Here is a 14,375-nt window from a genome sequence, read left to right as displayed (position 1 = left end):
GGATGCGGGGCGGGGCGGGCCGTGGGGCCCGCCCCGTCGCGTGTGTCAGGGCCGCGCGTCACGCTCCTGTTGGGCGCGCCATTCGCGCGCCAGGATCGCGTATATCACCTCGTCGCTCCACTCGCCGTCGAGGAACTCGTTCTCCCGCAGCTCGCCCTCGCGGCGCATGCCCAGGCGCTCCAGCAGCCGGGCGGAGGCGGTGTTGCGGCCGTCCAACTCGGCCTGGATGCGGTGGAGTCCGAGCTCGGTGAAGCCCAGGTCGAGCAGGGCGCGGGCGGCCTCGGTGGCGTAACCGCGGCCGGCGTACTCGGGGTTGAAGACGTAGCCGATGCCGCCCTGGCGGTGTGCGCGGTGAGTGTAGACGAAGGTGACGTCGCCGATCAGGGTCCCGGAGTCCCGTAGGACGACGGCGAGTTGGAGGAAGTCGCCGGACTGCCTCAGCGTCGTGCGGGTCGCCTTGTCGGCGATCGAGGCGCGGGAGGCGGCCTCGTCGTACGGGCCCCAGTAGAGGTAACGGCAGACCTCGGGGCGGCGCTGATAGGCGTGGACGGCGGCGAAGTCGTCGTGGCGGACGGGGCGGAGGTCCAGGCGCGCGGTCCGTAGGGGGTACGCGGGGGTGTACGGGAGCGGGGGCAGCGGGGGTATGGGTGGCGTGGAAGGTCTGGGCACGCGGTCAGCGTAGGGAGCGCGGGCGGGCGGTGCAGCGGACTTTCCGGGAGGCGGCTAGGGCCTGTCCGAGGCGCGCCCGGATTGGCGGCCGCGAAGATCGCCGGGCGTCGGGGCGGAGAGAAAACATCCGGGGGTAGCGTCCCGCTTGCCTGGCCGCCATGTCCGCTTCACCAGCGATTCAATATCGCTTGCAAGCATCACTGAATGCAGCCCGCTGTGCCGAACGTCCCGAACCCGCGGCTCGAAGTCGTGCCGCCGCCTCCTGGCGCGCCTGGAAGGCCCCGGGCGCGGAAGAATAAGGACATGAACCAGCAGCGCAGCGCTCAGGCCCCGGCCCAGCCCGAGATGCCGCCCCAGGAGACGCCGAGGGCGCTGGGACCCCTGCAACCCTCGGTCGGCTCGATCGCCGCGCACCGGCCGAACGCCGTCCGGCGCGACATCTCCGGGCTGGAGCCCGACCTGGACGCCGACCCCGATGCGTACGAGGACCGCGGCGTCCCGGGTGCGAACGGCGAGGAACTGCCGAGCGGGCGGTTCCTGGACCGTGAGCGGAGCTGGCTGGCGTTCAACGAGCGGGTGCTGGAGCTCGCCGAGGACCCGGCCACCCCGCTCCTGGAACGCGCCAATTTCCTTGCGATTTTCGCCAGCAACCTGGACGAGTTCTTCATGGTCCGGGTCGCCGGCCTCAAGCGGCGGATCGCCACCGGCGTCGCCACCCGCTCCGCCTCCGGGCTCCAGCCCCGGGAGGTGCTGGATCTGATCTGGACCCGGTCCCGCGAGCTGATGGCTCGGCACGCCGCCTGCTTCCAGCAGGACGTCGCGCCCGAACTCGCCGACCAGGGCATTCACTTGATCCGCTGGCCGGAACTGACCGAGAAGGAGCAGGCCCGGCTGTTCACGCTGTTCCGGCAGCAGATCTTCCCGGTGCTGACCCCGCTGGCGGTCGACCCGGCGCACCCCTTCCCCTATATCTCCGGGCTGTCGCTGAACCTGGCCGTGGTGGTCCGCAATCCGGTCAGCGGTCATGATCACTTCGCACGTGTGAAGGTTCCGCCGCTGCTCTCTCGCTTCCTGGAGGCGTCCCCGCAGCGGTACGTCCCCATCGAGGACGTGATCGCCGCCCACCTGGAGGAGCTGTTCCCGGGGATGGAGGTGCGGGCGCACCACATGTTCCGGGTGACCCGCAACGAGGACCTGGAGGTGGAGGAGGACGACGCCGAGAACCTCCTCCAGGCCCTGGAGAAGGAGCTGATGCGGCGGCGCTTCGGGCCGCCCGTCCGGCTGGAGGTCGAGGAGACCATCGACCCGGCCGTCCTGGACCTGCTGGTGCAGGAGCTGAAGGTCTCCGAGGCCGAGGTCTACCCGCTGCCCGGCCCGCTCGACCTGACCGGGCTGTTCGGGATCGGGGCGCTGGACCGGCCGGAGCTGAAGTACCCCAAGTTCGTGGCGGGCACCCACCGCGACCTGTCGGAGGTGGAGTCCGCCTCGGCCCCCGACGTCTTCGCCGCGCTGCGCGCCCGCGACGTCCTGCTGCACCACCCTTACGACTCGTTCTCCACCTCGGTGCAGGCGTTCTTGGAGCAGGCCGCGGCCGACCCCAAGGTGCTGGCCATCAAGCAGACGCTGTACCGCACCTCCGACCACTCGCCGATCGTGGACGCCCTGATAGACGCCGCAGAGTCCGGCAAGCAGGTGCTCGTCCTGGTGGAGATCAAGGCGCGCTTCGACGAGCAGGCCAACATCAAGTGGGCGCGCAAGCTGGAGGAGTCCGGCTGTCACGTCGTCTACGGCCTGGTCGGGCTGAAGACGCACTGCAAGCTCTCCCTCGTGGTGCGCCAGGAGGGCGAGACGCTGCGCCGGTATTCCCACGTGGGCACCGGCAACTACCACCCCAAGACGGCCAGGTTGTACGAGGACCTGGGGCTGCTGACCGCGGACCCCCAGGTGGGAGCCGACCTCTCCGACCTCTTCAACCGGCTCAGCGGCTACTCCCGGCGGGAGACCTACCGCCGGCTGCTGGTGGCGCCCACCTCGCTGCGCGACGGGCTGATCCAGCGGATCAACAAGGAGGCCGTGCACCACCGGGCGGGCCGTCCCGCCTACGTCCGCATCAAGGTCAACTCGATGGTCGACGAGGCGGTCATCGACGCGCTCTACCGGGCCTCGCAGGCCGGCGTCCCCGTCGACGTCTGGGTGCGCGGCATCTGCGCGCTGCGCCCCGGGGTGCCCGGGCTGAGCGAGCACATCCGGGTCCGCAGCGTGCTGGGCCGCTTCCTGGAGCACTCCCGGGTCTTCGCCTTCGGCAACGGCGGCGAGCCCGAGGTGTGGCTGGGCAGCGCCGACATGATGCACCGCAACCTCGACCGGCGGATCGAGGCACTGGTGCGGGTCACCGACCCGGCCCACCGGGCGGCCCTGAACCGGCTGTTGGAGACCGGGACGTCGGACACCACCTCGTCCTGGCACCTGGGCCCGGACGGCGACTGGACCCGGCACGCGGTGGACGCGGACGGCACCCCGCTGCGGAACGTACAGGAAATGCTCATCGACGCCCGGAGGCGCCGGCGTGGCCCAGCGACATGACCAGCCGGCCGGGGGGCCGCGGCACGACCTCCTCGGTACCGGCGGGGGAAGCGGAAGCGGAATCGGATACGAACCCGGCCCGGCGCCGGGGGCCTGCGCCGCAGTGGTGGACGGGCCGGGGGACGGTGTGTACGGGAACGGGGTCTACGGGGAGGCGCTCTACGGGGCGGACGGCGGTGCGCGGGGGGCGGCGCGCGCGGGGTGCGGGGACCCGGCGCCCTACGGGCAGGACGACGGCCCCGGTGGCGGGCCCGGGCTCGGCGGGCGGACGGCCGGCGAGGTGCTGGCCGGCTATCTGCACCGGCAGTCCACGGACTTCCTGCGCAGCCTGCGGCTCCACCGGGAGGCCGGCCCGGACGCGGCGGGCGCCGGCGAGGCGGCCTGGCAGCTGCGCCGCACCGCCCGCCGGATCAGCGCCACGCTGCACACCTTCCGGCCGCTGACCGAGGAGGTCTGGGCCGATCAACTCCGGGCCGAGCTCGGCTGGTTGAGCACCACCCTCGCCCGCGAGCAGGCGTGCGAGGCGCGCCGGGACCGGCTGATGGGGGCGCTCACCCGGCTGACCGGGCGCGGCGAGCGGGCCGACCGGCCGGCGGAGCGGGGCGGCCGGGGCACCCGGTCCGGACGCGGCGCCCGGAGCGCCCGGGACGGCCGACCGGCCGCACCGTCCGCCGCCACCCCCGGTGCAAGCACCGGCTCCACTGGAGCGGCTTACACCGCGCCCCCTGCTGCCGCCACCGAGCCGGAGCCGGAGAGCGCGCTGGCCGCCGGCGCCGCCCGGGCCGGGGCGCTGCTCGACCGGCAGCTCACCCTCGCCCGCGCGCGGGCGCACTCGGCGGCCCTCCAGGCGCTGGGCTCGTCCCGTTTCCACGCCGTCGCGGACGCGGTCGCGGTGCTGGCCTCGGAGGCGCCGCTGGCCCGCCGGGCCGGCGAGGTGGAAGCGGCGCAGGCGCTGCCGCCGCTCGCCGAGCAGGCGCACCGGCGGCTCGCCGAGGCGGTCGCCACCCTGCCGCTGGCCCGCGCCGGCCACCCGTACAACGCCGGTGCGCTCGCCGTCGAGCAGGGCCAGGACGCGCCCTGGCACCGGGCGCGGTTGCTGGTCCGGATCAGCCACTACGCCCAGGAGGTGATCGCCCCGGACGCCGTCGACCCCCGGCTGTTCGCGTCCGACCGGGTCCTCACCCAGCACCGGGACGCCGCCGAGGCGGCCGCGGCGGCGGCCACCGCGGCCCGTACGCCGCGGATCGCGCCGGCCACCGCGTACGCGCTGGGCGTGCTGCACGCCGACCAACGGCACGAGGTCGAGGCGGCCCGCTACGCCTTCGGGCGGGTGTGGCTGCCGGGCCCGGCCGGCGAGCGCGGGGCCTGAGCGGGACGGGAGGGGCGCGATGGGCAGGACGGCGGGCCGCGGGGGCGGTGGGGCGTGCGGTGCACGGACGGTGCCGAGCGGGCCGATCCGGGCGGCCGGCTGCGTGCTGTGGCGCCGGCGCCCGGCCGGCGACGGGATCGAACTGGCCCTGGTCCACCGGCCGAAGTGGGACGACTGGTCCCATCCCAAGGGCAAGCTCAAGCCGCGCGAGGACGCCCGGCGGGGAGCGCTGCGCGAGGTGCTGGAGGAGACCGGGATGACCTGCGCGCCCGGCCCGGAACTGCCCACCGTCCGCTACCGGGTCGGCGATCGCCCCAAGGTGGTCCGCTACTGGGCGGCCGAGGCCACCGGCGGCGGCTTCGTCCCCAACAAGGAGGTGGACCGCGTCTGGTGGGTGCCGCCGGACGTGGCCCGTCAGGTGCTCACCCAGGACCGCGACAAGGAGCTGGTGAGCGCCTTGCTGAGCGCGCTGCCCGGGAGCGGCGGCGAGACCGGGGAGGGGCCGGCGGACGGGCCGGGCGGGGGCGGCTGACCGGCACCGCGGAACCCCGCGTTCCCTGCCCGGCGCATACTGGAGTGATGCTGCACGGGGAAATCGAGATCAGTGCCTTCCTCAAGGCGCGCCGTGCCGCGCTCGACCCGGCCGAGGTCGGTCTGCCCGACGGGTTCGGCCGCCGCCGGGTGCGCGGGCTGCGGCGCGAGGAGGTCGCCCAGCTCGCCGGGATCAGCGTGGACTACTACACCCGGATCGAGCAGGGCCGGGCGCCCGCCGTCTCCGGCTCCGTCCTGGACGCCATCGCGCGGGCGCTGCGGCTGTCGCACGGCGAGATGACGTATCTGCGCAACGTCGCGGTGCCGCGGCGCCGGACCGCCGGCACCTGCGCGCCGGTTCCGGCGCAGACCGTGCGGCCGGCGGTCCGCGAGCTGCTGGCGGCGATGGACCCCGCGGTCGCCGCCGTGGTGCTCGGCCGCGGGCTGGACATCCTGGCCTGGAACGGCGCCGGCGCCCGGCTCTCCTTCGACCTCGAAGCGCTCGCGCCGGCCCGGCGGAACACCGCGTTGCTGGTCTTCCTCGACCCGGCGGCCCGGGAGCGGTACCCGGACTGGGAGAAGAAGGCCGAGGAGGTCGTCGGCAATCTGCGGGCGGACAGCGGGCGGCACTCGGACGACCCGCGGATCTGCGAGGTGGTGAACGAACTCCTCGACCGCAGCCCGGAGTTCCGCCGGATGTGGGCGGCCCAGGGCGTCTACGAGTGCCTGCGCGGGACCAAGCGGATGCGGCACCCGGAGGTCGGCGAGCTGACCGTGACCTTCGAGAGCTTCCGGCTGGCGGCCGACCCGGACCAGGTGCTGGTGACGTACACCGCGCCGGCCGGCTCGGCGTCCGAGGCCGCGCTGCGCGCACTGTCCCGGCCGGCGGCGGGCGCGGCGGTGGCGTCCTAGGTCCTGTCCGATGGGGCAGGGGCGGACAGCCCTGGCCAGGCCGCGGCTACTGCACCCCGCCGCCCCGTGGGGCCAACGCCTCCCACCGCACCGTGACCTCGCCCTGGCGTCGCCGGCGGGGGTCCCCGGCCAGTGGCCAGTCGGTGGCCAGGGCGGCGACGGCGGCGCGCCACCGTTGGCGGGCGCCCAGCGCGCCCAGCGGGGCGGCGCTTGCCCAGGCCCGGTCGAAGTCGCGCAGGAAGGCGTGCACCGGCTCGCCCGGCACATTGCGGTGGATCAGCGCCTTGGGGAGGCGTTCGGCCAGGTCGGAGGGGGTGTCCAGGGAGCCGAGCCGGGTGGCGAAGGTGACCGTGCGGGGACCCTCGGGGCCGAGCGCGACCCACACGTGCCGGCGCCCGATCTCGTCGCAGGTGCCCTCGACCAGCAGCCCGCCGGGCGCCAACCGGGCGCGCAGCCGCGCCCAGACGGCGGCGACCTCGTCCTCGTCGTACTGGCGCAGCACGTTCGCGGCCCGGATGAGGAGCGGGGCGCGGCCGGGCGGGCCGGGCAGCGGCACCTCGAAGCCGCCGTGCACGAAGTCCAGGCCGGCGCGGGCATAGGGGAGGGCGGCGGCGACCCGGGCCGGGTCGATCTCGATACCGACGACGCGGGCATCCGGCCGCACCGTGCGCAGCCGGGTCAGCAGCTCCAGCGCGGTCCAGGGGGCGGCGCCGTAGCCCAGGTCGACGGCGACCGGGTCGGCGGTGCGGCGCAGTTCCGCGCCGTGCTCGGCGGCGATCCAGCGGTCCATGCGGCGCAGCCGGTTGGGGTTGGTGGTGCCGCGGGTGGCGGTTCCGACCGGCCGGGACGGCGCGGGGGCCGGGACGGCGGAGGTGCGGGCGGAAACGGTCGAGCGGCGGGCCATGCATCGAGGGTATGGGGTCGCGCCGGGCCGGCTGGCCGGGCGGCCGGCGCCGGGCCCCGCGGCGCCGGCCTCGTCACGCTTTGGCAAAGTACGAAGAAAGTTCGAAGACGGCGGGACGGACGGAAATGGATCGCGGTGCGGTGTTGTTGCAGGGGGGCGGAGGCGAGCGCCCGCCTCGCCTAGGAGGTTGCTCGCAGTGAGCCACTACGTGTCCAGGCTCCGCAGCCGGCCGCACGGCCAGTTCGCGGGCCCGCCGCGGTTGCGGCTGCCCAAGGGGGCCCGGCGTCCCCGCCGGGTGGCGATGCTCAGTGTGCACACCTCACCGCTCCACCAGCCCGGCACCGGCGACGCCGGCGGGATGAACGTCTACATCGTCGAGCTGGCCCGGAAGCTGGCCGCGTCCGGCATCGAGGTGGAGATCTTCACCCGGGCCACCACCGGCGCCCTGCCGCCCTCCGTCGAGCTGGCCCCCGGCATCCTGGTGCGGCACGTCGCCGCCGGCCCGTACGAGGGGCTGGCCAAGGAGGAGCTGCCGGCCCAGCTGTGTGCCTTCACCCACGGCGTGATGCAGGCGTGGGCCGGCCACCGCCCCGGCTACTACGACCTGGTGCACTCCCACTACTGGCTCTCCGGTCACGTCGGCTGGCTGGCCGCGGAGCGCTGGCGGGTCCCGCTGGTGCACGCGATGCACACCATGGCCAAGGTCAAGAACGCCTCGCTGGCCGTCGGCGACACCCCCGAGCCGGCCGCCCGGGTCATCGGCGAGACCCAGATCGTCGGCGCCGCCGACCGCCTGATCGCCAACACCGCCGAGGAGGCGGAGGAGTTGGTCCGGCACTACGACGCCGACCCGGGCAAGGTCGCGGTGGTCCACCCCGGCGTCAACCTCGACCGCTTCCGGCCGCTGGCCGACGACGGCACCGCCGACGTCGAGGCGAGCCGGGCCGCCGCCCGGGCCCGCCTCGGCCTGCCGCAGGACGCGGTGATCCCGCTCTTCGCCGGCCGAATACAGCCGCTCAAGGCCCCCGACATCCTGCTGCGGGCCACCGCCGCGCTGGTCGACGAGGACCCCTCGCTGCGCGCCCGCCTGGTGGTCCCGGTGGTCGGCGGCCCCAGCGGCAGCGGTCTGGCCAAGCCCGAGGGGCTGCAGAAGCTGGCGGCCCGGCTGGGCATCGCCGATCTGGTCCGGTTCCGCCCGCCGGTCGGCCAGGAGCAGCTCGCCGACTGGTACCGCGCCGCGTCCGTGCTGGTCATGCCCTCGTACAGCGAGTCGTTCGGGCTGGTGGCGATCGAGGCCCAGGCGTGCGGCACCCCGGTCGTGGCGGCCGCGGTCGGCGGGCTGCCGGTGGCCGTGCGGGACGGCGTCAGCGGCTTCCTGGTCGCCGGCCACGACCCGGGCGACTACGCCCGCGCGCTGCGCCGCTTCGTCGACGACGGGACGCTGGCCGCCCGGATGGGCAGCGCCGCCGCCCGGCACGCCCAGTCCTTCGGCTGGGACACCGCCGCCGCGGCCACCGCCGACGTCTACACCGCCGCGATGCAGGAGCGCCGCCGTCACCTACGATCACTCCATGGCTGAGGAACGGCGGCCCTGTGGGGGCGAGCAACAGGCGGCGGACGCGGCCGCGGTGGTCGAGCGCACCCTCAAGGACGCCGAGCTGGAGTGGGAGTCGCCGTCCGCCGGCACCTACGTCGTCAAGCTGCCCGGCACCCGCAAGCTGTCCACCACCTGCTCGCTGATCGTCGGCCGCCACTCGCTCTCCGTCAACGCCTTCGTCGTCCGCCGCCCCGACGAGAACCACGAGGCCGTCCACCGCTGGCTGCTGGAGCGCAACACCCGCCTCTACGGCGTGAGTTACGCGCTCGACAAGCTGGGCGACATCTACCTCGTCGGCAAGTTCCCGCTGGCCGCCGTCACCCCCGACGAGCTGGACCGGATCCTCGGCACCGTCCTGGAGAACGCCGACGGCAGCTTCAACACCCTGCTGGAGATGGGCTTCGCCTCGGCGATCCGCAAGGAGTACGCCTGGCGGGTGGCGCGCGGCGAGTCCACCCGCAACCTGTCCGCGTTCGAGCGGCTGACCCGCGGCGACGCGGAGCAGTAGCCGGGCGCCGCCGGCTCACGGTACGAAGCGCACCTCCGGGTGGCGCGCCGAGGGACCGTCCAGCAGACGGCCGTCCCCGCCGCGCAGCCACCGGTCGAAGAACGCGGTGACATAGGCCCGTTCGGCGGCGACCGCGCGCGCCGGGGCGAGCGTCCCGATCAGCTCCGTCACGTCCCTGCGGCCCAGCCCCACCTGCCGCGCGACCTGCGGGATCAGCGCCTGGGCATCGGTGAAACTGGCGTGCCGGCCGCCCCGCAGCGTCAGGTCCCGCAGCCACGCCCCACGGGCCGCGCTGTGCCGCCAGGCCGCACCCCAGGAGGGGATCGAGTGGTGGTCGTCCCCGGCCATCCCCATCAGCAGCAGCGGACGGTCCACCCCATCCCGCCCCACACTGGACGGATGTGACGGATCGTCATCGCGCTGGGTGTAGCCCAGCACCCCGTCCAGGTTCGCCGCCGCCCTGATCCGCGGGTCGTCGTGCATCGCCTGCACGGCGGTGAACCCGCCCGCGGACTGCCCGAACATCCCCACCGTGGACGGGTCCAGCGCCCCGCGCAGCCCGGCCGGCAGCGCCGAGTCGGCCCCGCCGCGCGCCAGTTGGTCCAGCACGAACCGGGCATCGGCCACCCGCACCGCGGTGACCTTCTCCAGCAACGCGGTGATCCGGCCGGCCCGTTGGGCCTTCGCCAGCTCCGCGCGCAGGACGCTGCGCGCCACCCGGCCGTCCGGGAACTCCACGGCGGGCGCCTCGTAGGGGTGGTCGAGGGTCACCACCGCATAGCCGCGGGAGGCGAGTTCGTCGCAGAGCGCGCTGCCGAACGAGCGGGGGTCGCCGGCGCCGGGGGAGTAGAGGACCACCGGCAGCCGGCGGCCGCCCGGCCGGGCCACCGGGGCGCCCCGATGTGCGTGGGTGAGGGTGGCGCCCCAGGCCACCTTGCCCGCCGGGACGCGGTCCGCGAAGTTGTTCAGCCGGTCGAACGCGGTCGCCTCGGCCGCGGTCAGCTGCGGCACCCGCGGGATGCGCCCGGCGTCCCCGGTGGCCGGGTAGCGCACGCTCACCATCAGCTCCCGGTACGGCCGTTGGGCGTCCCAGGGGTCGGTCCGGTGGCGGTCCGTGAGGTGCAGCGCGACCGTGCCGACCGGGTACGGGCCGGTGGGCGCGGGGAGCGTGGGCGCCGGCGCGGCCGCCGCGGCGTGCGCCCCACCCCGCGGCCCCTGGCGCCCGCCCTCCGCCCCGGCCCCGATGCCCGCCGCGGCCGTCACCGCGACCACCACCAACGCCCCGAGCCCCGCCAGCTTCCGCGCCGTGCCGCCCATCGCCGTCTCCCCGTTCGCCGCCACTACGGACGCGACCCGCGCCCGACGGACGCCCACCGCCCGCACCCCGCACGATCCCGGCCCCGACCGGCCCAATCGACCGTGTGGCCACCCGTGTTGGGGGTGTGGCCAGCACGAAGAAGGCGCCCGCGAGACCCGGGGGCGCCGGGCGTGCGCGGCACCACGCCGCGCCGTGCCGCCCTGCTAGGGCCGGTCCGATGGGTCAGGGTCAGGGAGGCCCTGGGAGCCCGACGGGATTGCGCTCCGGTCGGTCCCGGCGCGGCCGTCGTCCGGATTCCCGGCGTCCGGATCCCCGGCGTCCGAACTCGCGGGGCCCGAACTCGCCGCGCCCGCCCGGCCGGTGGCGTCGTCCGCCGTGGCCGCAGGGACGCCGTCCGCCCGCCCCGGCATCCTCCGCAGCAGCAGCCCGTACCCCACCGCGGCCACCGTGCCGACCACCGCGCAGCCGGCCCAGAGCACCCCGGCGCCGTAGTGGTCGATGACCGTGCCGCCCAACAGGGGCGCGGCCAGCGACGCGACGGACCAGGACAGGGAGTACATGCCCTGGTAGCGGCCGCGGCCGTGCCGCGGCGACAGGCGGACCACCAGGCCCATCTGCGTGGGCGAGTTGATGATCTCGCCGAGCGTCCAGACGGCGACCGCGACGGCGAACAGGGCGAGCGAGCCGGCCAGCGCCGTCAGCCCGAAGCCATAGCCGGCCAGCAGCGCCGAGCCGATGAGCAGCGCGGCCGGGCTGCGGTGCTCGATGAAGCGGGTGACCGGGATCTGGAGCAGCACGATCAGCACCCCGTTGACCGCGATGACCAGCCCGAAGTCCGCGCTGGAGAAGCCCGCGAGCCCCATCGACACCGGCAGCGACACATACGCCTGCTGGAACAGCAGCGCCAACAGCAGGTTCAGCCCGACGACGGTCATGAACTTCCCGTCGCGCAGCACCGTCAGCATCGAGACCCGCGCGGCGCCGGCCGCGTCCCCCGGCGCGTCCGCGGCCCCGCCGGCAGCCGGGCGCGACTCCGGCAACGCGAAGAACACCACCAGCGCACAGGCCAGCACCAGCGTCGCCTCGCCCAAGAAGAGGGCCAGATAACCGTGTTCGGCGATCAGCCCGGCGACGCTGGAGGAGACCGCGAAACCCAGGTTGATCGCCCAGTAGTTGAGGGAGAAGGCGCGGACGCGGTCCTTTGGGGCGACGATGTCGGCCATCATCGCCTGCACCGCCGGCCGCGAGGCGTTGGACGCCATCCCGACCACGCAGGCCACCACCGCGATGGCCACCGGATCGGTCATGAACCCCAGCAGCGCCACGGACACCGCCGTGCACACCTGCGCCACCAGCATCGTCGGCCGCCGCCCCAACCGGTCGGCGAGCACCCCCGCCCCCACCGACGAGACCACCCCGCCGAGCCCGTACAGCGCGCCGACCAACCCCGCGTACGAGGCCGAGTAGCCGCGCTCGACGGTCAGATAGAGCGCCAGGAAGGTGGCGACGAACGCCCCCAGCCGGTTGATCAACGTGCTGGTCCACAGCCACCAGAACTGCCGCGGCAACCCCGAGACGCTCGCTACGGCGGCCCGCCGCAGCCGCCCCCGACCCCGGCCCTTGGCACCACCTACGGGCGCAGACATGACGGAACCCCCCTGGACGCCGAGCGGCAACGCGCCGCGAAAACGCCCTCCCGTAGGCGGCGAGGGCGACCCGCGCAAACTACAAAGCGGGCGCTCCCGGCCGCCACACAATTGATCGGAAGCGTCAAACGTCACCCCCAGCCACCCCGCCCGGCACCGATCCGCGCAGGTGACGGCCGCCCGCAGGGGCACCCCACGGCGTCGATTACGCTCGACGGCATGGCCACCGCACCGTACAAGCTGATCCTGCTCCGCCACGGCGAGAGCGAGTGGAACGCGAAGAACCTGTTCACCGGCTGGGTGGACGTCAACCTCAACGAGAAGGGCGAGAAGGAGGCGGTCCGTGGCGGAGAGCTGCTCAAGGACGCCGGCCTGCTCCCCGACGTCGTCCACACCTCCCTCCAGAAGCGCGCCATCCGCACCGCGCAGCTGGCCCTGGAGGCCGCCGACCGCCACTGGATCCCGGTCCACCGCAGCTGGCGGCTGAACGAGCGCCACTACGGTGCGCTCCAGGGCAAGGACAAGGCGCAGACCCTGGCCGAGTTCGGCGAGGAGCAGTTCATGCTGTGGCGCCGCTCCTACGACACCCCGCCGCCCCCGCTGGAGGACGGCAGCGAGTTCTCCCAGAGCGACGACCCGCGCTACGCCGCGATCCCGCCGGAGCTCCGCCCGCGCACCGAGTGCCTCAAGGACGTCGTCGGCCGCATGCTGCCGTACTGGTACGACGGCATCGTCCCGGACCTCGTCGCCGGCCGCACGGTCCTGGTCGCCGCCCACGGCAACAGCCTCCGCGCCCTGGTCAAGCACCTGGACGGGATCTCGGACGCGGACATCGCCGGCCTGAACATCCCCACCGGCATCCCGCTCGCCTACGAGCTCGACGCCGACTTCCGCCCCGTGAAGCCGGGCGGCACCTACCTCGACCCGGAGGCCGCCAAGGCCGCCATCGAGGCCGTGAAGAACCAGGGCAAGAAGAAGTAAGCCCCCGCGCCTCGCGCACGCAAGCCCCCTACCAGCGGTTTTCGCCGCCGGTAGGGGGCTTTGTGCCGGGTCGGGGCCGCGCGGGTCACGGTGCCGTGCTCACCGTGCCGTCGTCACGGGGCCGTTGGCGGGCCGTCGGTGGAGCGGGTGGTCAGCAGTTGCCGCCGCACTGGCACGGGCCCCCGGACTGGCAGCCGCAGCCGCATCCGGAACCGCAGCCACAGGCGCCGAGGACGGGGAGCAGCGGCCGGTCGACGGCCGGCTGCTCGTCCTGGGACGCGGGGTTCGGGGAGTCCGCCATGAGTGCCATTCTTCGCCTCCTAGGGGTCACCTGGTGCTTATTGCAAGCCCGGGTGCATAGGCGCGTCAACGGCGCGTGGGCGCACGTTACGCGCCCTCGACCCCCGTCGGGGGCGCGATCTCGTCCGCGTGCTCGCCGGTCACGAGGTAGACGACGCGCTTGGCCACCGAGACCGCGTGGTCCGCGAAGCGCTCGTAGTAGCGGCCCAGCAGGGTCACGTCCACGGCCGTCTCGATGCCGTGCTTCCAGCGGTCGTCCATCAGGTGCTGGAAGAGGGTGCGGTGGAGCAGGTCCATCGCGTCGTCGTCCTGCTCCAACTGGAGCGCGAGGTCGACGTCCTTGGTGATGATGACCTCGCCGGCCTTGGCCATCAGGCGCTGCGCGAGCTGCCCCATCTCCAGGATGGTGGCGTGCAGATCGCGCGGCACCGCCCGCTCCGGGAAGCGCAGCCGGGCCAGCTTGGCGACGTGCTGCGCCAGGTCACCGGAGCGCTCCAGGTCGGCGCTCATCCGCAGGGAGGTGACGACGATCCGCAGGTCGGTGGCGACCGGCTGCTGGCGGGCCAGCAGGGCGATGGCCCGGGCCTCCAGATCGCGCTGGAGGTCGTCGACCTTCTCGTCGGCGGCGATGACGTTCTCGGCCAGCTTCAGGTCCGCGTCGAGTATCGCCGTGGTGGCGCGCCCGATCGCGGAGCCGACGAGCCGGGCCATCTCGACCAGGCCCTCGCTGATCGAGTCCAGCTCCTCGTGGTACGCGTCCCGCATCAGTGACCTTCTCTCGCTTCGAGGGGGTGGGGGTTCCGGAGTGCCCCCGGGGGTTCCGGGGGCGTGCGTGGTGGTGAAGGGGGGTGGCGTGTGCGCCTACGCTCCCACGGACCGGCCGCCGGCGGTCCCGGCCCCCTCAATGTGCGGCCGGATCGCGACGGGCGGGACCACCGGGGGTGAACCGCCGCCGACCCGAAGGTGAACTCTGGGAGACGTCACCGCGGCCGAGAGGCCGCCGCCCGCGCCCCGCCGTCGCGGCCGGTGAACCGTTCCCGACGCCTCGGTGAACTCT

Annotated in this window: 13 protein-coding genes; 7 read left to right on the top strand and 6 right to left on the bottom strand. The window is 74.5% G+C overall.

The window, feature by feature from the left end; translation table 11 throughout:
- Positions 1–45: 45 nt before the first annotated feature.
- Positions 46–669: a GNAT family N-acetyltransferase gene (locus ACFVFQ_RS11845; RefSeq protein WP_383412846.1), complete on the bottom strand. Its 624-nt coding sequence runs from the start codon at positions 667–669 to the stop codon at positions 46–48.
- A gap of 303 nt (positions 670–972) precedes the next feature.
- On the opposite strand from ACFVFQ_RS11845, the gene ACFVFQ_RS11840 reads away from it, so the two are divergent.
- The 4 genes from ACFVFQ_RS11840 (at position 973) to ACFVFQ_RS11825 (ending at position 6,064) form a co-directional block, all read left to right on the top strand.
- The gene (locus tag ACFVFQ_RS11840) at positions 973–3,252 is read left to right on the top strand and encodes an RNA degradosome polyphosphate kinase (protein ID WP_383412843.1); all 2,280 of its coding nucleotides are present in this window, start codon (positions 973–975) and stop codon (positions 3,250–3,252) included.
- 127 nt (positions 3,253–3,379) lie between these two features.
- Positions 3,380–4,621, top strand: coding sequence for a CHAD domain-containing protein (locus ACFVFQ_RS11835; protein WP_383412840.1), 1,242 nt, complete (start codon positions 3,380–3,382; stop codon positions 4,619–4,621).
- A gap of 19 nt (positions 4,622–4,640) precedes the next feature.
- Complete coding sequence (locus ACFVFQ_RS11830) at positions 4,641–5,153, top strand: NUDIX hydrolase (RefSeq protein ID WP_383412836.1); 513 nt, start codon at positions 4,641–4,643, stop codon at positions 5,151–5,153.
- A 47-nt stretch (positions 5,154–5,200) separates the two neighbouring features.
- Positions 5,201–6,064: a helix-turn-helix domain-containing protein gene (locus ACFVFQ_RS11825; RefSeq protein WP_383412833.1), complete on the top strand. Its 864-nt coding sequence runs from the start codon at positions 5,201–5,203 to the stop codon at positions 6,062–6,064.
- Positions 6,065–6,110: 46 nt separating this feature from the next.
- Here ACFVFQ_RS11825 and ACFVFQ_RS11820 read toward each other — a convergent pair whose 3' ends face one another.
- Complete coding sequence (locus ACFVFQ_RS11820) at positions 6,111–6,968, bottom strand: class I SAM-dependent methyltransferase (protein ID WP_383412828.1); 858 nt, start codon at positions 6,966–6,968, stop codon at positions 6,111–6,113.
- 196 nt (positions 6,969–7,164) lie between these two features.
- Between ACFVFQ_RS11820 and mshA the strand changes: the two genes are divergently transcribed.
- Complete coding sequence (mshA, locus tag ACFVFQ_RS11815; protein WP_383412823.1) at positions 7,165–8,547, top strand: D-inositol-3-phosphate glycosyltransferase; 1,383 nt, start codon at positions 7,165–7,167, stop codon at positions 8,545–8,547.
- Positions 8,540–9,073, top strand: a complete 534-nt coding sequence (locus tag ACFVFQ_RS11810) for a YbjN domain-containing protein (RefSeq protein ID WP_383412820.1) — start codon at positions 8,540–8,542, stop codon at positions 9,071–9,073. Before mshA ends, ACFVFQ_RS11810 begins: the two co-directional genes overlap by 8 nt.
- 15 nt (positions 9,074–9,088) lie before the next feature.
- On the opposite strand, the gene ACFVFQ_RS11805 is transcribed toward ACFVFQ_RS11810, so the two are convergent.
- A complete protein-coding gene (locus ACFVFQ_RS11805; RefSeq protein ID WP_383412817.1) occupies positions 9,089–10,390 on the bottom strand; it encodes an alpha/beta hydrolase family protein in 1,302 nt (433 codons plus the stop codon).
- 204 nt (positions 10,391–10,594) lie between these two features.
- The gene (locus tag ACFVFQ_RS11800) at positions 10,595–12,037 is read right to left on the bottom strand and encodes an MDR family MFS transporter (RefSeq protein ID WP_383412815.1); all 1,443 of its coding nucleotides are present in this window, start codon (positions 12,035–12,037) and stop codon (positions 10,595–10,597) included.
- Between the two features lie 219 nt (positions 12,038–12,256).
- On the opposite strand from ACFVFQ_RS11800, the gene ACFVFQ_RS11795 reads away from it, so the two are divergent.
- The gene (locus ACFVFQ_RS11795) at positions 12,257–13,018 is read left to right on the top strand and encodes a phosphoglyceromutase (RefSeq protein ID WP_383412812.1); all 762 of its coding nucleotides are present in this window, start codon (positions 12,257–12,259) and stop codon (positions 13,016–13,018) included.
- Positions 13,019–13,169: 151 nt separating this feature from the next.
- On the opposite strand, the gene ACFVFQ_RS11790 is transcribed toward ACFVFQ_RS11795, so the two are convergent.
- Complete coding sequence (locus ACFVFQ_RS11790; protein ID WP_383412809.1) at positions 13,170–13,319, bottom strand: hypothetical protein; 150 nt, start codon at positions 13,317–13,319, stop codon at positions 13,170–13,172.
- A gap of 86 nt (positions 13,320–13,405) precedes the next feature.
- Positions 13,406–14,083 carry a phosphate signaling complex protein PhoU gene (phoU, locus tag ACFVFQ_RS11785; protein ID WP_383412806.1) on the bottom strand — a complete coding sequence of 226 codons (678 nt, stop codon included), beginning with the start codon at positions 14,081–14,083 and terminating at the stop codon, positions 13,406–13,408.
- Positions 14,084–14,375 lie beyond the last annotated feature (292 nt).

Origin of the sequence: Streptomyces sp. NPDC057743, assembly GCF_042798755.1 — a bacterium.
In the GTDB taxonomy this organism is placed as follows: domain Bacteria; phylum Actinomycetota; class Actinomycetes; order Streptomycetales; family Streptomycetaceae; genus Streptomyces.
Note: the sequence above shows the minus strand (reverse complement) of the source record. Positions and strands in the feature narration are given on the sequence as shown.

Coding starts and splice junctions, on each gene's coding strand:
- ACFVFQ_RS11840 (WP_383412843.1), top strand. CDS start 973: ATGAACCAGCAGCGCAGCGCTCAGGCCCCGGCCCAGCCCGAGATGCCG.
- ACFVFQ_RS11830 (WP_383412836.1), top strand. CDS start 4,641: ATGGGCAGGACGGCGGGCCGCGGGGGCGGTGGGGCGTGCGGTGCACGG.
- ACFVFQ_RS11825 (WP_383412833.1), top strand. CDS start 5,201: ATGCTGCACGGGGAAATCGAGATCAGTGCCTTCCTCAAGGCGCGCCGT.
- ACFVFQ_RS11820 (WP_383412828.1), bottom strand. CDS start 6,968: ATGGCCCGCCGCTCGACCGTTTCCGCCCGCACCTCCGCCGTCCCGGCC.
- ACFVFQ_RS11810 (WP_383412820.1), top strand. CDS start 8,540: ATGGCTGAGGAACGGCGGCCCTGTGGGGGCGAGCAACAGGCGGCGGAC.
- ACFVFQ_RS11805 (WP_383412817.1), bottom strand. CDS start 10,390: ATGGGCGGCACGGCGCGGAAGCTGGCGGGGCTCGGGGCGTTGGTGGTG.
- ACFVFQ_RS11800 (WP_383412815.1), bottom strand. CDS start 12,037: ATGTCTGCGCCCGTAGGTGGTGCCAAGGGCCGGGGTCGGGGGCGGCTG.
- ACFVFQ_RS11795 (WP_383412812.1), top strand. CDS start 12,257: ATGGCCACCGCACCGTACAAGCTGATCCTGCTCCGCCACGGCGAGAGC.
- ACFVFQ_RS11790 (WP_383412809.1), bottom strand. CDS start 13,319: ATGGCGGACTCCCCGAACCCCGCGTCCCAGGACGAGCAGCCGGCCGTC.
- phoU (WP_383412806.1), bottom strand. CDS start 14,083: ATGCGGGACGCGTACCACGAGGAGCTGGACTCGATCAGCGAGGGCCTG.